A 17,281-nucleotide genomic window follows, 5' to 3' on the forward strand; every position below is an offset into this window, starting at 1 on the left:
ACAGGGCAGCACGCAGGATGCGGCGGTGTTACTTGATGCTGACCAGCTTGACCTCGAACTGCACCGCCATGTTCGGCGGGAAGCCCGTGCGCGGGTCGGCGCCGTAGGCCTTGTCGGCAGGAAGCGTGATTTCCCACTTCGCGCCCGCCGGCATCTGGAGGATGGCTTCGCGCATGGCCGGCATTTCGATCTCGCTGACCTTAACCGACGGGATCTCCTGCGCGGGACGGGCCTGCGCAGGGCGCTCGCCCCACGGGTACGGACCGGCGACCTGCAGCGCGACGGTGCTCGCCTGCGTCGGCTTCGCACCACTGCCGGCATCGATCACGCGGTACTGCACGCCGCTCGGCAGCGTCTTCACGCCGGCCTTGGCCTTATTCGCGTTGATGAACGTGTCGCTCTTGGTCTTGTTCTCGCCGGCTGCCTTTTCCCATGCAGCCTTGGCCTTTTCGGCCTGGCGCTTCTGCATGTTCTGCACGGCATTGCGCAGGTCATCGACCGGCACCGACGGCGCCTTCTTGCCGTAGCCTTCCTGCAGGCCCTTGATGATGGTGTTGATGTCGAGCGGCTCGCCGCTCTCCGCGGCGTTACGGCCGAGGTCATAACCGAGCGCGTAGCTCAGCTTGCCCTTTTCGGTCGAGGTGTCCTGCGCAGCCACGGGGCCGGAGGTGATGACCAGGGCCGCCAACGCGACGGCAATCAGACGCAACTTCATTCGATGGAATCTCCGCTGGAGGCTGGAACGGCGACGCCGTCCGCATGGATGCACTGCGGGGTCGACCCGGGCAGCGCGTTAGGATACCGACGGCCCTACATTGCCGCCACTGACTACCCCGGCTCTGACCGCGCGCCTTCCGCGGAGTTCCGCAGGCGTGTCGCGACCGAGCGATCCGTTCACGAACCGACCCGAGACCCATGTCCGAAACCGCCACGTCCGACAACGCTGCGCCCGTCCTGATCGAGGATCGCGAGGCCGTACGCATCATCACCGTCAACCGCCCTGACAAGCTCAACGCGCTAAACGCCGCCACGATCGACGCCCTGCAGGCCGCGTTTACGGCCGCTGCGGACGACGACCGCGTGCGTGCGGTCGTGCTGACCGGCGCCGGGCCGAAGGCGTTCGTCGCCGGCGCGGACATCGCCGAAATGAACTCGCTGACGCCGGTGCAGGGTCGTGATTTCTCACTGCGCGGCACGCGAATGATGCGTTTCGTCGAGACAATGCCGAAGCCGGTGATCGCGATGGTCAACGGTTTCGCGCTTGGCGGCGGGCTCGAACTCGCGATGTGCTGCCATCTGCGCATCGCGGCCGAGCACGCAAAGGTCGGGCAGCCCGAGATCAACCTCGGCCTGATCCCCGGCTTTGGCGGCACGCAGCGGCTGCTGCGGCTGGCCGGACGCGCTGCCACGCTCGAGCTGTGCCTGCTCGGCGCGCCGATCGACGCGGCGCGTGCGCGCGAACTCGGCATCGTCAACCGCGTGGTCGCAGCGGCCGAGCTGGAAGCCGAGACGATGAAGATCGCGGCGCAGCTGGCTGCATCCGCCCCGCTTGCGCTGCGAGGGCTGCTCGACTGCGTCAACGTCGGCGGCGAATGCAACCTTGGCGAAGGCCTCGAATACGAATCGGCGCAGTTCGGCTTGATGTTTTCGACGAACGACATGCGCGAAGGCACGAGCGCGTTTCTCGAGCGGCGCAAGCCTACGTTCGACGGCACCTGATCGTGCAGTTGCCCTGCCCCGCGTGCGGCTGCACGGACGCAACGTACGCGTCCGTGCACCGGGTGCGCGCGGCACTGCTCGACGGCGACGTCGACCGCGCGATCGAATGCGGTCTGCTCGGTGCCGCACCCTGCCCGCAGTGCACCGCCGCGTGCAGTGCGGCACTGGTGGCTGCGCGCGATTCACGCCTGGCGGCGCTGGCCGCACGGGAGCGGTACCGCGCGCGAACCGAGCGACTGGCGCGTCGTGAGCGCGAGCGTGCGGCAGCCCGTGCGCCCGCGCCCATGGCACCTGCAGCGCGAGCGGTAGCGCCGACGTTGCCGCCTGCCGCAGCGGCCGCCCTTGCGCGGGCCAAAGCGCGCGCGTCCGGGGCCGGCTCGTGAAGGCGCCTGCCACGAAGCCGCGCCGTCGCGGACGCCGCCTGACGCGTGCGGAAGCCGTCGAGATGTTCGCGCGCTTCAAGGCACTCAACCCGAAGCCGACCACGGAGCTCGAGTTCAGTACGCCCTACGAGTTGCTCGTCGCGGTCACGCTCTCCGCGCAGATGACCGACACAGGCGTCAACAAGGCCACGCGCCGTCTGTTCCCGGTGGCCAACACGCCCGAGCAGATTGCCGCGCTCGGCGTCGAAGGGCTTGCGCCCTACATCGCGACGATTAATTTCAACCGCACCAAGGGCGCGAACGTCATCGCGGCGGCACACCAGCTCATCGAGCGGCACGGAGGTGAAGTGCCGCGCGATCGCGAGTCACTCGAAGCGCTCCCGGGCGTGGGCCGCAAGACCGCGAACGTCGTGCTCAACACTGCATTTGGTGAAGCCGCGATGGCGGTCGACACGCATATCTTCCGCGTGTCGAATCGCACCGGCCTTGCACCCGGCAAGGACGTGCTCGAAGTCGAAAAGGCCCTGCTGAAGGCGGTGCCGCCCGATTACCTGCACGACGCGCATCACTGGTTGATCCTGCACGGGCGTTACACGTGCAAGGCGCGCAAGCCCGACTGTCCGCACTGCCCGATCATCGACCTGTGCCGCTATCCGGACAAGACGCCGGAGACCGCCGTCACCAAGTGACATGCAAAAAAAAGCCCCCGGAGCACCGGGGGCCGTAAATCACACGAAAGAGAGAGAGGGTCGAGCGTCGATCAGAACGCGAACTGCGTGCGCAGCGCGAACTGGCTCGTGTTGTCGCCGGTGAACTCGTTGTCACCGCGCGTGTAATTGAGCATGAAGCGCAGCGCGGGGTTCACATAGTAGTTCAGGCCGAGCGTGGTCGATGCCACTTCGAGACCGAGCACGTCCTCGTTTTCGATCGTGTCGTAACGAGCGGTCAGCTCCCACGCGCCGCCATCGATCTTGGGCGATCCGAACACGCCGGTCGCGGCCTTATACGGCTTGTGCTCGCCGGTGAGCAGCCAGCTGCCCTGCACGTAGAACGTGGTGACGTCCTGGTCGCGACCCAGCGGCGCGCCGAACGTCGCCATCGCGTACTCGGACTGGAAGAACAGCGGGCCGAACGCGCCGGCGGCTTCGACGCCGATGTGCTCGACCGAGTCGCCGCTCAGGCCCGTGGTCGATGCGATCGCCTGGCTCGGGCCGCGGCGGCCTGCGTAGTTCGCGGTCGCCACGAGGTTCGGCGTGCCCTGGTTCGCGTTCTCGACGCTGGCCGACACGCCGAAGTGCAGCGTGCTCTCGGGCGTGTTGATCGGCGCCCAGGTGAAGCGCGCGGCTGCGCCGACGCCTTCGTTGCGTGCCGTCGCGGCATCGCGCGCGTTGAACGCGGCCACGCCGAACGTGGTGTTGTCGCTGCTGCGCAGGTAACCCACGCCCTGACGGAACTGGCGACCCGAGAACAGCCCCGTCGCGCTCGCGAACGGGCGCTCCATCATGAGGATCTCGTTCGAGCTCGTGAGCTCTTCCATCGAACGGTAGGGCTTGAACTGACCGATCGTGACCTTGCCGCCGAGCGCATTCGTGGCGATGAACACGTCGCGGAAGCCGTCGAGGCCGCCGCCGGCACCGAAGTCGTTCTCGAGCTTGTATTCCCAGCCGTAGGCCTTGCCGGCAAGCGTCAGGCGCGTGCGGCGGAATTCGGTCGTGCCGACCGGGTCGGCCGCGATGTCGTTGTCGAACAGGTAGGCGTCGAAGTGGATGCGGCCGCCAATCGAGGTTTCGAACTTCTTGTCGTTGGTCGTGACCTTGAGCCCGCCCTTGGTCTCGATCTTCGGCACTTCGACGGCCATCTTGTCGAGCGCTTCCTGCGTGCCGACGTTGATATCCGACTGCGCCTCGGTGCGGACCTCGAGTTCGGCCACCTGCGCCTGCAGAGCCGCGATCTGGGCCTTCAGCGCAGCGATCTCCTCGGCGCTGATACCGCTCTGGGCGAATGCGGAGAAGCTGACGCTGCTGCCGACGGCGAGTGCGATCGCGGCGGCCAACGTGGAAGAACGCATGGGGAAGACTCCGTGGTCAGGTAGTAGCGGATGGGCGGTCGTGGTCGGCGCGGAGGCGCCGCACGAGAGCCGTGGCTCGATGCGCATTTGAATTCGGTCTCGTGTCAGTTTTATGTCGGCCTTGACCATTTCTTAATCCGCGCACGCCGCCGCCTTCACGTAGCTGGGTCCGCGTGGCCCGGCTGCGCAAGGCCTTCAACGCGGAGGATGTGCTGGAAAAAAGCGCACCACGGCGGTCGATTGCGCCTCTCCAGCAAAGCGAGGCCGGGTCCGCCCCGGCCGACCCAGCCGTCACCGCACTGTCAAAAACGAGACATTCGACTGTCATCGACTGCCTATGGAATGCAGGCCGCCGGGCGCCGCCCGGGCCCTATCGAGGAGCCAGTCCGTGTCGAAGTCCATCCAGTTCCGCGCCACTCTCGCTGCAGCGATCGCACTTGCCGCCGGCAACGCGTTCGCCGCCGACGTCACGGGCGCGGGCGCGTCGTTCGTCTATCCGGTCATGACCAAGTGGTCGTCCGACTACAACAAGGCGACCGGCAACCGCGTCAACTACCAGTCGATCGGCTCGAGCGGCGGTATCGCGCAAATCAAGGCGAAGACGGTCGACTTCGGCTCGTCCGACGCCCCGCTCAAGCCTGAGGAGCTTGCCAAGAGCGGCCTTGCGCAGTTCCCGTCGGTCATCGGCGGCGTGGTGCCGGTGTTCAACGTGCCGGGCGTCGCCTCCGGCGCGCTGAAGCTCGACGGCCCGACGCTCGCGAACATCTTCCTCGGCAACATCAAGACCTGGAACGACCCGGCGATCGCCGCGCTGAACCCGGGCATCGCGCTGCCGGCCCAGAAGATCACAGTCGTTCGCCGCTCGGACGGCTCCGGCACCACGTTCAACTTCTCGAACTATCTGTCCAAGGTCAGCCCGGAGTGGAAGCAGAAGGTCGGTGAGGGCAACGCGCTGCAGTGGCCGACCGGCATCGGCGGCAAGGGCAACGAAGGCGTCGCCGCGTACGTCAAGCAGATCAAGGGCGGCATCGGCTACGTCGAGCTGTCCTACGCCCTGCAGAACAAGATCCCGTACGCCCGCCTGAAGAACGCGGCCGGCAACTTCGTGCTGCCGTCGGACGAGACGTTCCAGGCCGCCGCGTCGAACGCCGAATGGGGCAAGTCGAAGGACTTCTACCTCGTCATGACGAACGCGCCGGGCGCGAACTCCTGGCCGATCACGGCCACGAACTTCATCCTGATGCACAAGAAGCCGAAGAACGCCGCCAACGCGAAGCAGGCCAAGGAGTTCTTCCGCTGGGTCTACGCCAACGGCGACGCCCAGGCGAAGTCGCTCGACTACGTGCCACTGCCGGACCCGCTGGTCAAGCAGATCGAGACGTACTGGAACGCGAACATGAAGTACTGACTTCGGTCAGAATTCGGGTACAAGAGCGGGCCTGCGGGCCCGCTTTCCGTTTTGGCGGGCCGGCGACCCGGGCGTGGCGCGTAGGCTACGGTCGGGCCTGCCTACGCAAGCGTCATGGTGGTGTAACAAAACTATCATTTCATACCGCGCATCCCGTCCCCTGCGCCTGTCTTCAGGAGGTCCGTGCATGAACACGTCGATTCGTCCGGTCACGCTCGCCCTTGTGCTTGCGATCGCCACCGCTGCCTGCGGCCCTTCCAACGAAGCCGCGCCGGCGAACCCGGCCGCCGGTACGGACGCTTCGGCGGCCGCCGGTGACCGCGCCGAGGCCACGATCACCGGCGCTGGCGCCACCTTCATCTACCCGCTGATCTCGAAGTGGTCGTCCGACTACAACAAGAGCACCGGGGCCCGCGTCAACTACCAGTCGATCGGCTCCGGCGGCGGCATCGCCCAGATCAAGGCCGGAACGGTCGATTTCGGCTCGACCGACAAGCCGTTGTCGACCGAAGAGCTCGACGCGGCCGGTCTCGGCCAGTTCCCGTCGGCCATCGGCGGCGTGGTGCCCGTGGTCAACGTTGAAGGCATCGAAGCCGGCGAGCTGCGCCTGACGGGCCCGGTGCTTGCCGACATCTTCATGGGCAACGTCACGAAGTGGAACGACCCGGCGATCGCCGCGCTCAACCCGGGCGTGCAGCTGCCGGATTCGAAGATCAACATCGTCCACCGCTCCGACGGCTCGGGCACGACGTTCAACTTCGCGAACTACCTGTCGAAGGTCAGCCCGGAGTGGAAGCAGAAGGTCGGCGAAGGCACCTCGGTGAAGTGGCCGACCGGCATGGGCGGCAAGGGCAACGAGGGCGTCGCGTCCTACGTCAAGCAGATCAAGGGTTCGATCGGCTACGTCGAGCTGTCGTACGCGCTGCAGAACAACATGGCGTACACGATGCTGCAGAACGCCGCCGGCAACTGGGTCAAGCCGGATGCGTCCAGCTTCCAGGCCGCAGCGGCCTCGGCTGACTGGGCGAGCGCGCCGAACTTCAACCTCGTGATCACGAACGCGGCCGGCGAGCAGGCGTGGCCGATCACGGCGACGAACTTCATCCTCATGCGCAAGCAGCCCAAGGATCCGCAGCGCGCGAAGCAGTCGCTCGAGTTCTTCGGCTGGGCCTTGAAGAACGGCCAGCAGCAGGCGCAGTCGCTCGACTACGTGGCGCTGCCGCCGGAGCTCGTGACCCAGGTCGAGCAGTACTGGGCGAACACGTTCAAGTACTGATCCGGCGCATTCCGCCACACCATCGCGGGCAAGGCTGACTCGGGCACGGAGAGAATCCGGCCCGGTCGCCTTGCCCCGCGCCCATCCGCGGCTGCGCGGATTGTCGTATTGGACTCAACCGACCGCGCCGCCTGATGAATTCGATCGCCGCTCCTGCTTCGTCCGACGCATCCCGCGACGACCGCGACGCACGCCATGACCGCGTGTTTCGCCGTGTATTGCTGGCCACGGTCGTATTCGTGCTGCTCGCCCTCGCCGCCGCCGCGCTGTCGATGCTGTGGGGCGGTCGCGACGTGCTCGCGAAGGAAGGGCTGGACTTCTTCACGACCACCGAGTGGAATCCGGTCGAGGACCGCTACGGCGCGCTGGTGCCGATCTACGGCACGATCGTGACGGCATTGATCGCGATGATCATCGCCGTGCCGGTGAGCTTCGGCATCGCGTTCTTCCTCACCGAAGTCGCACCGCGCTGGGCGCGCGGGCCCATCGGTACCGCGATCGAACTGCTCGCCGGCATCCCGTCGATCATCTACGGCATGTGGGGCCTGTTCGTGCTCGTGCCGGTGATGACCGAACACGTCACACCGTGGCTCAACGACAACCTCGGCGAGCTGCCGGTGATCGGCCCAGTGTTCCAGGGCCCACCGCTCGGCATCGGCCTGCTCACCGCGGGCGTGGTGCTCTCGATCATGGTGATTCCCTTCATCTCCGCGGTCATGCGCGAGGTGTTCCTGACCGTGCCGACCCGCCTCAAGGAGTCCGCCTACGCGCTCGGATCAACGCGCTGGGAAGTCACCTGGGACATCGCGCTGCCCTACACGCGCTCGGCAGTGATCGGCGGCGTCTTCCTCGGCCTGGGGCGCGCGCTCGGCGAGACGATGGCCGTCGCGTTCGTGGTCGGCAACAGCGTGAACTTCACCGCGTCGATCCTCGAACCCGGCACCACGATCGCCGCGCTGATCGCGAATGACTTCGGCGAAGCGACCGATACCTACCGTTCGGCGCTCCTGCTGCTGGGCTTCGTGCTGTTCATCGTCACGTTCATCGTGCTCGCGATCGCCCGGCTCATGCTGGCGCAGCTCGCGCGCAGGCAGGGCACCTGATGGCTTCCTCGACCGCGCTTTACCGCCGCCGGCGGATCACGAACGCACTCGCGATCACATTCGCGTGCGCGACGGCAGCGTTCGGCCTGTTCTTCCTGGGCTGGATCCTATGGACGCTACTCTCCAAGGGCCTGCCCGGCATCAGCTGGGCCCTGTTCTCGCAGGACACGCCGCCCCCGATGCAAGAAGGCGGCCTGCGCAACGCCTTCTACGGCAGCGCGATCATGTGCCTGATGGCGATCGCGATCGGCACGCCGCTCGGCATCGCTGCGGGCACCTGGCTGGCCGAGTACGGGCACGCGCGTCGCATGGGCACCGTGGTGCGCTTCGTCAACGACATCCTGCTGTCGGCGCCGTCGATCGTGCTCGGCCTGTTCGTCTACACGCTGATCGTCATGCAGACCGGCGGCAACTTCTCGGCACTGGCCGGTGCGATCTCGCTTGCGTTCATCGTGCTGCCGGTTGTCGTCCGCACGACCGACGAGATGCTGCGCCTCGTGCCGCCCCAGATGCGCGAAGCGGCGTTGTCGCTCGGCGTGCCGCAGTGGAAGGTCATCGTGCAGGTGCTCTACCGAAGCGCGTCCGCGGGTATCGTGACGGGCGTGCTGCTCGCGCTCGCGCGCATCAGCGGCGAAACCGCGCCGCTGCTGTTCACCGCGTTCGGCAATCTGTACTGGAGCACCGATATCCTGGAGCCGATCGCAAGCGTGCCGGTGGTGATGAACCAGTTCGCCGGCAGCCCGTTCGAAAGCTGGCAGGTGCTCGCCTGGGCCGGTGCGCTCGTGCTCACGCTGTTTGTGCTCGTGACCGCCCTGATCGCGCGCACGATCGTGCTGCGCAACCGCATCGCCCATGACTGATCTTTCGAACCGCCCCGCCCTTTCCGACCTCCACGCTCCGACCCAGGCCATGAACGACGCCCGACTCAACATCGCCCCCGTGGACCGCGCGTCCACGCAGGCCTCGCCGGTCAAGCTCGCGGCACGCGGCCTGGACTTCCACTACGACAAGTTCCACGCGCTCAAGAGCATCAACATCGAGGTGCCGGAAAAGCGCGTCACCGCGCTGATCGGGCCCTCGGGCTGCGGCAAGTCCACGCTGCTGCGCGTCTTCAACCGCATCTACGCGCTGTATCCGAAGATGCGCGCGAGCGGCGAGGTGCTGCTCGACGGCGAGAACATTCTCGACGCGAAGTACCCGATGAACCGCCTGCGCAGCAAGGTCGGCATGGTGTTCCAGAAGCCGGTGCCGTTCCCGATGACGATCTACGAGAACGTCGCGTACGGCATCCGCCACCACGAGCGGTTGTCGAAGTCGGACATGAACGACCGCGTCGAAAGCGCATTGCGCCAGGGCGCGATCTGGGATGAGGTCAAGGACAAGCTCGGGCAGAGTGCGCTCGGACTCTCGGGTGGCCAGCAGCAGCGCCTTTGCATTGCGCGCGCCGTCGCGCTACGGCCGGACGTGCTGCTGCTCGACGAGCCTACCTCGGCGCTCGACCCGATCTCCACGAGCCGCATCGAGCAGCTCATCGACGAGCTCAAGCGCGAGTACACGATCGCGATCGTGACCCACAACATGCAGCAGGCCGCGCGCGTGTCGGACTACACCGCGTTCATGTACCTCGGCGACCTCATCGAGCACGGCGCGACCGAGACGATCTTCTCGAACCCAAGCAAGCAGCAGACCGAGGACTACATCACCGGACGCTTCGGCTGAGCCACCTCGCCCGCAATCCATCGTGCCGCGGGCCGGCGCCGGCGGCACGAGCGGCTCGCAGGACACGACAGGTGCCGATCCGGCGCCCCGACGGGACGCCGGCGCGCCTGCTTCGGCCCTTACCCAGGACACGACATGCCCGACCACATTCTCAAGAGTCACGATTCCGAGCATCACCGCCTGCAGGAAGAAATGCTGCGCATGGGCGAGATGGCCGCTGCGCAACTCGAGGCCGCGCTCGACGTCGTGCAACGCCGTGACGACAAGGCCGCGGAGCGGATCATTGCGAACGACGAGGCCATCGACGCGCTCGAGCACGAGGTCAGCCACGACGTCATGAAGCTCGCGCTGCGCGGTCCGCTCGCGCGCGATTTGCGCGAGATCCTGTCGGCGATCCGCATTGCAGCCGACATCGAGCGCATCGGCGACTACGCCGCGAATGTCGCCAAGCGTTCGCTCGCGCTCAACATGTCGCCCCCGCTGCCGCACGTGGGCGGACTGCACGCAATCGGCACGCTCGCGGTCAAGCAGCTGCGCGACGTGCTGCAGGCGTACCGCACGAACGACGTCGAAGCCGCCACGCGCGTGCGCGAACGCGATGCCGAGATCGATGCCGCGTACACCGGCCTGTTCCGCGAACTGCTGACCTACATGATGGAAGACGCTCGCGCGATCACGCCCTGCACGCACCTGCTGTTCATGGCGAAAAACCTTGAGCGCATCGGCGACCACGCAACGAACATCGCCGAGAACGTGTGGTACCTCGTGCGTGGCGAAGAAACGCTGCCCCCGCGCGACAAGCGCGACGAGACGAGCACCACCGGCGCTCCCTGAGCGCAATCGGGGTGGCGCCGAGCGGGCGGGCCTCCGGGTCCGCCCGTTCTCGTTTCAGAAACGTGCATCCAAGCCACTGGCCCGGCCGTAGAGTCGACCATGGGACCGCACTGCTCCGGCAGCCGGCCCGTCCGTCGCCCCCGGGCGTCGCGCCGACAATGCGCCGCGCTACCATCGCGACGCCCACGTATCGCCCGCGCATCATTTCTATCCAGAGGAAAGCCATGTCCCGTTCGATCAATAAGCCCGCCCTCGCAGCCCTCACCGGCGGCCTGCTGCTCTCCGCCTCGGCGTTCGCGTCCACCCCGCTCGCCCAGGGCTACATGCTCGGCGCCGACCCGGCCGCCGCCGCACAGACGGCTGACGCCGCGAAGGCCGCTGAGGCCAAGTGCGGTGCCGACAAGGCGAAGGCCGCCGAGGGCAAGTGCGGCGAAGGCAAGTGCGGCGCCGACAAGGCCAAGGCTGCCGAGGGCACGTGCGGTGCCGGCAAGGCGAAGGCCGCCGAGGGCAAGTGCGGTGAAGGCAAGTGCGGTGCCGACAAGGCCAAGGCTGCCGAAGGCAAGTGCGGCGAGGGCAAGTGCGGCGGCGCAGCCTGATCGCAGGGATCCGGGTCCGGCACACGCCGGGCCCGGACCTCGTCCCCGTCGTCAGTTCCTCATTTCTCCCGCAATTCCTGTCGCTTCCGCGGATGCGCCCGTGATCCTCCGTTCCCTGCCCGCCGACAGCGTCGGCCTCGGCCTGCGCCGCTCCCTGCTGGGTCCGTTGCGCGAAGCGCCTCCGGGCCGCGTCGATTTCCTCGAGGTCGCGCCGGAGAACTGGATCGGCGTCGGCGGCTCGCTCGGCGACGCGTTCGCAGAGCTTGCAACCCGGTATCCGATCATCTGCCACGGCCTGTCGTTGTCTCTCGGCGGCCCGGGCGAGCTCGACGAAACCTTTCTGACACGCGTGCGGCGCTTTCTCGACGCGCACGGTTGCGCGCTCTACAGCGAGCACCTCAGCGCCTGCAGCGACGAGCAGGGCCAGCTGTACGACCTGCTTCCGATGCCGTTCAACGACGCCGCGGTGGCGCACCTGGCCGCGCGCATCGGGCGCACGCAGGACATCCTGGGCCGGCGCATCGCGGTCGAAAACATCTCCTACTACGCGACGCTCGACGCCGGCTCACGCGGCATGCGCGAGATCGACTTCGTCAACGCCGTGCTCGATCGCGCCGACTGCAACCTGCTGCTCGACGTCAACAACATCGTCGTCAACGCGACGAACCATGACTACGACGCGCTCGAGTTCCTGCATGCGTTGCCGGGCGACCGGGTCGCCTACATCCATGTCGCCGGTCATTACGACGAGGCGGACGACCTCAAAATCGACACCCACGGCGCTGCGGTCGGCGAGGCAGTGTGGTCGCTGCTCGGCGAGGCGTACCGCCGTTTCGGTCCGCGCCCGACGCTGCTCGAGCGCGATTTCAACCTGCCGCCGTTCGACGAGTTGCTGGCCGAACTCGACACCGTTCGCCGCGTAAACGGTGCACTGTCGCGCCGCGGGCGCCACGCCGCATGAGCCGCGGCGCCGACACCTGCGAAGACGGGTTTGCCGCCCAGCGTGCGCTGACCGCGCACATCCGTGATCCGCAATCGCCGCCACCGGACGGCATCGAAGCGCGACGGCTGCGCATCTATCAGGACCTGTTCTTCAACAACGTCGAGGGCGTGCTCGCCGGCAACTTTCCGGTGATGCGCCGCACCCTCGGTGACGAGGTATGGACCGCACTTGCGCGCGGTTTCGTGCGTGAGCATCCGAGTCGAACGCCTCTCTTCACCGAACTCGCGCGCGAGTTCATGCGCTACCTCGATGCGCGCAGCGAGCGCGGCGACGGCGACCCACCGTGGCTTGTAGAGCTTGCGCACTACGAATGGGTGGAGCTCGCACTGCAGATCAGCGAGGCGCGCATCGATGACGTGCCGCACGAGTCCGCAGGTGATCTGCTCGACGGTCGACCGGCACTGTCGCCGCTTGCGTGGCCGCTCGCGTACGTCTGGCCCGTGCATCGCATCGGCCCGGGGTGCACCTTCGACGCGCCACCGCCGATGCCTACGCTGCTGCTGGTGCAGCGCGCGGCGGACGGAAGCGTCACCTTCAGCGAACTCTCGCCGCTCGCGTATCGCTTGCTTGCTCGGATTGAAGAGTTTCCCAGGCTTGAAGGGCGTGCGCAGTTGCGTGCGCTTGCGGGCGAGGCAGGCGTCGGGGACGCGGACGTGTTTGTCGCCAACGGCGCGGCCATGCTCGATCAGTTCCGTCGCGACGGCGTCCTGCTCGGCACGCTGCGTTGAGCGGACGCGCGCAGGGCGTCTGCTAGGCTTCACGCATGTCCGTTCCCGATGATCGCGCCCCCGGCGGTGCGCCCGAACCGTCCCCGGACGCGCCGCGTCTCAGCTCGCGCTTTCGCGGTTTCATGCCGATCGTGGTCGACGTAGAAACCGGCGGTTTCGACTGGAACCGCCACGCGCTGCTCGAGATCGCCGTCGTGCCGCTCGACCTCGACGCGGACGGCCGGCTGGTGCCCTGCCCGGCCACCAACGCCCATGTCGAGCCGGCCCCCGGCACCCAGATCGACCCGAAGTCGCTCGAAGTCACCGGGATCGTGCTCGATCATCCGTTCCGCTTCGCGAAGTCCGAGCGCGTGGCGCTCGATACGGTGTTCGCACCGGTGCGCGATGCGATGAAGAAGCACGGCTGCCAGCGCGCGATCCTCGTTGGCCACAACGCGCACTTCGACCTGAACTTTCTCAATGCGGCGGTTGCGCGCAGCGGGCACAAACGCAACCCGTTCCACCCGTTCAGCGTGTTCGACACGGTGACACTCGCGGGCGTCGCCTACGGGCAGACCGTGCTCGGGCGTGCATTGGCGGCGGCCGACCTGCCGTGGAACGCGGCGGAGGCGCACTCGGCCGTCTACGACGCCGAGCGCACGGCGGAACTGTTCTGCAAGATCGTCAACGCCTGGCCTGCGCCGGGCTGACGCATCGGCTACGCGGGCCTGCGCGCTAGCGCGGCTTATGGCCGCGCCGCTTCGCTACTCAGGCGTCGCCGAGCCGGACCTGGCGGTCACGCGCGATCGCGGGTTTCCCGTCGCGACTTCAGTCCCTGCCAAATGCCATAGGCGCTGACGAGGATCCACGCGGCCTCGAGCAGGAACACCGACAGGTTGAACGTGCCGAGCAGCGAGACGAGGATGCCCGCCGCGCCGAAGAGGTTCAGCGTTGGATAGAGCACGCCGTTGCCGTCGATCCGACGCACCTGCAGCAGGAAGTACGCGGCGAGGATCAGCAGCGTGCCGAGCAGACCGATGACGTCGTACCAGGCGAGGTTCATGGCGTACTCCGCTGGCGCACAGCTTCGAAGAGTGTCACGCCGGCCGCGACCGACACGTTGAGGCTCTCGACGTTCGTGCCGCCCGGCATCGGAATGCGCACGAGGCTGTCGCAGTTCTCGCGCGTGAGGCGACGCAGGCCGTCGGCCTCGCCACCGAGCACGAGCGCGACGTTGCCCCGCAGGTCCAGCGAGTAAAGCGATGCCTCGGCGTCACCGGCAAGGCCGTGGAGCCACACGCCGAGCTGCTGCAGATCGCGCATCGTGCGCGCCAGGTTCGTGACTGGAATGACGGGAATGGTGTCTGCGGCGCCGGCCGAGGTCTTGCGCACGGTCGCGTTGACCTGCACCGCCTTGTCTTTGGGGAACACCACGGCGGTCACGCCCGCGGCCGCCGCGCTGCGGAGGCAGGCGCCGAGGTTGTGCGGATCCTGCACGCCGTCGAGGACCAGTACCAATGCGCGCCCCTCGGCCGCCTCGATCAGGCCCTCGAGTTCGTTCTCGCCCCAGGTTTTCGCGGCCGCGTATCGGGCGACGGCGCCCTGGTGCCGCATGCCGCCGACCACGCCGTCGAGCGCCTGCGTCGCGACGCGCCGCACGTCGATGTCCAGCCGCCGTGCACGTGATTCGATCTCGGCGATCCGCGGATTCTTCGCGCCGGCTTCGAGCAGCACTTCGCGCACGTGCTCGGCATCGTGTTCGAGCGCCGAGGCGACGGCATTGATGCCGGCGATCCACTGTTTCTGGCTCATGGAAATTCACTTCGTCCCGCGGGCCGGCATTGTCGCACCGCGCGCCGCTCTCGACGATGTGCATGGCTCGCGGCCGTGCGGCCCGGTGGCACGCGGTGTCCTGGACCGATCGCGCAGCCCGCCCCGACGAAAACGCCCGGGCCGGCGCTGCGCCGTAGCCCGGATCCGGGCGGGCGCCGGACCCGGGGCGGCGCTTCACCCAACGCGACTCAGTACGGGTGCTTCTCGCGCTTGGCGGGCTTTCCGCGCGGCGGCGGTGGCTTGACGTCGTCGCGCTCCTCGACCAGACGGAAGTCGATCTTCCGATCCTCGACGCTCGCCTTCAGCACGACAATTCGCACGCGGTCGCCGAGGCGGAACTCGCGGCCGCGCCGCTCGCCCGTCAGCGTCTTGCGGATCGCATCGAAGTGGTAGAAGTCGTTCGGCAGCTGCGTGACGTGCACCAGACCGTTGACCTTCGACTCGTCGAGTTCAATGAACAGACCGAAGCTCGTGACGCCGCTGATCACGCCGTCGAACTCGCCGCCGACGTGCTGCTCCATCCACGCAGCGCGGTAGCGCTCGTCGACCTCGCGCTGCGCCTCGTCGGCACGGCGCGAACGTTCCGAGCACTGCAGAGCGAGCTGCGCCATGTCGCTCGGTGAGTACTTGAACTTCTCCGGCCGCGCGCCGCTGAGCGCGTGCTTGATCGCCCGGTGCACGAGCAAATCGGGATAGCGACGGATCGGCGACGTGAAGTGTGCGTACGCCTCGAGCGCCAGACCGAAGTGGCCCACGTTCTCGGGCGAATACACCGCAAGCGACTGGCTGCGCAGCAGCACCGATTCGAGCAGTGCCGCTTCGGGCCGCTCGCGGATCTTGCGCAGCAGCGCGGTGAAATCGCGCGGCTCGACCTTCGACCACGCCGGCATCTTGAGGTTGAATTCCTTGAGGAACTCGAGCAGGTCCTCGTACTTGCCTTCCGGCGGCCGCTCGTGGATGCGGTACGGCGAGGGCACCTCGCGCTCAAGCAGGCACTTCGCGGCTTCGACGTTCGCCGCGATCATGCATTCCTCGATGAGCTTGTGCGCATCGTTGCGCTGGATCATCCCGGCCTGCGTGACCTCACCCTGCGGCCCGAGCACGAAGCGCACTTCGCTGGATTCGAACTCGATCGCGCCGCGCTTCTCGCGTGCTTTCCGCAGCACTTCATACAGCTGGTGCAGGCGCTGCACGTGCGGCAGCAACGTGCCGATGCGCTGCAACGCGTCCTCGCGCGCGTCGTCGGCAATGCCCTCGCCCACCGCGTTCCAGACCTGCGTGTAGGTCAGGCGTGCATGCGAATGCATCACCGCTTCGTAGAACTTCGACTCGGTGACCTGCCCCTTGCGGTCGACCTGCATGTCGCAGACGAAGCACAGGCGGTCGACCTTCGGCTTCAGCGAGCAGATGCCGTTTGACAGCGTCTCCGGCAGCATCGGCACGACGAAGCCCGGGAAGTACACGCTCGTCGCGCGCTTCTGCGCCTCGTCGTCGAGCGGCGTGCCGGGGCGCACGTAGTGCGACACATCGGCGATCGCGACCACGAGGCGGAAGCCATCGCGGTTCGGCTCGCAGTAGACGGCGTCATCGAAATCCTTCGCGTCCTCGCCGTCGATCGTGACCAGCGGCAGGTGGCGGATGTCGGTGCGCTGCGCGGCCGTGCTTTCCTCGACCTCGACGGGGATGTTCGACGCTTCATCGAGCACGGGCTGGGGGAACTCATGCGGGATGTCATGCCCGTGGATCGCCGCCTGCACGGCGAGCGAAGCCGTCAGACGCTCGCCGAGCACCGTCAGCACGCGGCCGATCGGCGGGCGCTTTGGATCGGGCGCATGCACGATCTCGGCGACCACCAGCTGGCCTTCCTTCGCATCGGCATGCGCGTCGGGCGCGATCAGCAGGTTGCGTTGGATGCGCTGGTCGTCGGGCACCACGTAGCCGATGCCCGCCTCGACCGTATAGCGGCCGATCAGGCGCGTGAGCCGCCGCTCGAGCACCTCGACGATACTCCCCTGCGGCCGACCGCGGCGGTCGAGCCCCGTGATGCTGGCGAGCACGCGGTCGCCGTGCATGACCTTGCGCATCTCGAACGGCGGCAGGAACAGGTCTTCACTGCCGGCACCGTCGGGCCGCAGGAAGCCGAAGCCGTCCGGGTTTGCGATGACGGAACCGGCGACGAGATCCATCTGCGCCGCCGGCGCAAACGCGCCCTTGCGGTTCTGCAGCAGCTGGCCGTCGCGCACCATCGCCCGAAGGCGGTTGCCGAGCGCCTCGAAGCGCTCGGGTTCCGACAGCCCGAGCGCTTCGGCAAGTTCCTCGGCCGAAATGGGGCCTTCGGCGGCGGAGAGGTGATGCAGGATCAGCTCGCGGCTTGCGATGGGATTGTCGTAGCGCGACGCTTCCCGATCGGCGTGCGGGTCGCGGTCCGGCGGCGCGACGCCCGCCTGCGGCTGCGCGAGCGGCTTCCAGCCGCGCGGCGGGGCGTCGGGCATCCAGCCCGGACGCTTGGGGCCGCGCCCGTCGCCGCCGGCTGCGCGCTTACGGCCGTCTTTCGTGTCGCGCGTGGCATCACCGCGCGTGCCCTTGCCGCGTCCCGCGGCACCTTTCTTGGGGGTTTTCTTCATGCGCGGGA

Annotated in this window: 17 protein-coding genes; 12 read left to right on the top strand and 5 right to left on the bottom strand. The window is 67.5% G+C overall.

Features of this window, described 5'->3' with window-relative positions:
* Window positions 1–28: 28 nt before the first annotated feature.
* A complete protein-coding gene (locus tag IE075_RS05240; RefSeq protein ID WP_189453954.1) occupies window positions 29–715 on the bottom strand; it encodes an FKBP-type peptidyl-prolyl cis-trans isomerase N-terminal domain-containing protein in 687 nt (228 codons plus the stop codon).
* A gap of 200 nt (window positions 716–915) precedes the next feature.
* On the opposite strand from IE075_RS05240, the gene IE075_RS05245 reads away from it, so the two are divergent.
* Window positions 916–1,719 carry an enoyl-CoA hydratase/isomerase family protein gene (locus IE075_RS05245; RefSeq protein WP_189453956.1) on the top strand — a complete coding sequence of 268 codons (804 nt, stop codon included), beginning with the start codon at window positions 916–918 and terminating at the stop codon, window positions 1,717–1,719.
* Between the two features lie 379 nt (window positions 1,720–2,098).
* A complete protein-coding gene (gene nth, locus IE075_RS05250; protein WP_189453958.1) occupies window positions 2,099–2,791 on the top strand; it encodes an endonuclease III in 693 nt (230 codons plus the stop codon).
* A gap of 71 nt (window positions 2,792–2,862) precedes the next feature.
* Here the strand turns inward: nth and IE075_RS05255 are convergent, their stop codons facing one another.
* Window positions 2,863–4,170 carry an OprO/OprP family phosphate-selective porin gene (locus tag IE075_RS05255; protein WP_189453960.1) on the bottom strand — a complete coding sequence of 436 codons (1,308 nt, stop codon included), beginning with the start codon at window positions 4,168–4,170 and terminating at the stop codon, window positions 2,863–2,865.
* A 337-nt stretch (window positions 4,171–4,507) separates the two neighbouring features.
* Here IE075_RS05255 and pstS (IE075_RS05260) point away from each other — a divergent pair, with 337 nt between their 5' ends.
* The 10 genes from pstS (IE075_RS05260) to rnt all read left to right on the top strand — a co-directional run bounded on the left by pstS (IE075_RS05260) (window position 4,508) and on the right by rnt (window position 13,526).
* Complete coding sequence (pstS, locus tag IE075_RS05260) at window positions 4,508–5,578, top strand: phosphate ABC transporter substrate-binding protein PstS (RefSeq protein ID WP_189453962.1); 1,071 nt, start codon at window positions 4,508–4,510, stop codon at window positions 5,576–5,578.
* A 187-nt stretch (window positions 5,579–5,765) separates the two neighbouring features.
* Window positions 5,766–6,854, top strand: coding sequence for a phosphate ABC transporter substrate-binding protein PstS (gene pstS / locus IE075_RS05265; RefSeq protein ID WP_189453963.1), 1,089 nt, complete (start codon window positions 5,766–5,768; stop codon window positions 6,852–6,854).
* Between the two features lie 134 nt (window positions 6,855–6,988).
* A complete protein-coding gene (gene pstC / locus IE075_RS05270; RefSeq protein ID WP_189453965.1) occupies window positions 6,989–7,957 on the top strand; it encodes a phosphate ABC transporter permease subunit PstC in 969 nt (322 codons plus the stop codon).
* Window positions 7,957–8,817 (top strand): phosphate ABC transporter permease PstA, encoded by an 861-nt coding sequence (gene pstA / locus IE075_RS05275; RefSeq protein WP_425489337.1) that lies wholly within the window; start codon window positions 7,957–7,959, stop codon window positions 8,815–8,817. Before pstC ends, pstA begins: the two co-directional genes overlap by 1 nt.
* 49 nt (window positions 8,818–8,866) lie before the next feature.
* Window positions 8,867–9,676, top strand: a complete 810-nt coding sequence (pstB, locus tag IE075_RS05280; RefSeq protein WP_189453967.1) for a phosphate ABC transporter ATP-binding protein PstB — start codon at window positions 8,867–8,869, stop codon at window positions 9,674–9,676.
* Between the two features lie 135 nt (window positions 9,677–9,811).
* The gene (gene phoU / locus IE075_RS05285) at window positions 9,812–10,510 is read left to right on the top strand and encodes a phosphate signaling complex protein PhoU (protein WP_189453969.1); all 699 of its coding nucleotides are present in this window, start codon (window positions 9,812–9,814) and stop codon (window positions 10,508–10,510) included.
* A gap of 224 nt (window positions 10,511–10,734) precedes the next feature.
* Entirely contained in the window at window positions 10,735–11,106 is a 372-nt protein-coding gene (locus tag IE075_RS15600; protein WP_229792323.1) for an HvfA family oxazolone/thioamide-modified RiPP metallophore, read from the top strand.
* Between the two features lie 100 nt (window positions 11,107–11,206).
* The gene (locus IE075_RS15605; protein ID WP_229792324.1) at window positions 11,207–12,067 is read left to right on the top strand and encodes an HvfB family MNIO-type RiPP peptide maturase; all 861 of its coding nucleotides are present in this window, start codon (window positions 11,207–11,209) and stop codon (window positions 12,065–12,067) included.
* Complete coding sequence (locus IE075_RS05295) at window positions 12,064–12,837, top strand: HvfC family RiPP maturation protein (protein WP_189453974.1); 774 nt, start codon at window positions 12,064–12,066, stop codon at window positions 12,835–12,837. The genes IE075_RS15605 and IE075_RS05295 overlap by 4 nt, the downstream gene beginning before the upstream one ends.
* Window positions 12,838–12,872: 35 nt before the next feature.
* The gene (gene rnt, locus IE075_RS05300; RefSeq protein ID WP_189453976.1) at window positions 12,873–13,526 is read left to right on the top strand and encodes a ribonuclease T; all 654 of its coding nucleotides are present in this window, start codon (window positions 12,873–12,875) and stop codon (window positions 13,524–13,526) included.
* Between the two features lie 86 nt (window positions 13,527–13,612).
* On the opposite strand, the gene IE075_RS05305 is transcribed toward rnt, so the two are convergent.
* The 3 genes from IE075_RS05305 to rnr all read right to left on the bottom strand — a co-directional run bounded on the left by IE075_RS05305 (window position 13,613) and on the right by rnr (window position 17,273).
* On the bottom strand, window positions 13,613–13,879 hold the full coding sequence (locus IE075_RS05305; RefSeq protein ID WP_189453978.1) for a CBU_0592 family membrane protein: 267 nt from the start codon (window positions 13,877–13,879) through the stop codon (window positions 13,613–13,615).
* A complete protein-coding gene (gene rlmB, locus IE075_RS05310) occupies window positions 13,876–14,628 on the bottom strand; it encodes a 23S rRNA (guanosine(2251)-2'-O)-methyltransferase RlmB (protein WP_189453980.1) in 753 nt (250 codons plus the stop codon). Before rlmB ends, IE075_RS05305 begins: the two co-directional genes overlap by 4 nt.
* 209 nt (window positions 14,629–14,837) lie before the next feature.
* On the bottom strand, window positions 14,838–17,273 hold the full coding sequence (gene rnr, locus IE075_RS05315) for a ribonuclease R (protein WP_189453983.1): 2,436 nt from the start codon (window positions 17,271–17,273) through the stop codon (window positions 14,838–14,840).
* Between the last annotated feature and the right edge of the window lie 8 nt (window positions 17,274–17,281).

The organism is Cognatilysobacter bugurensis (assembly GCF_014652095.1).
Lineage (GTDB): Bacteria > Pseudomonadota > Gammaproteobacteria > Xanthomonadales > Xanthomonadaceae > Cognatilysobacter > Cognatilysobacter bugurensis.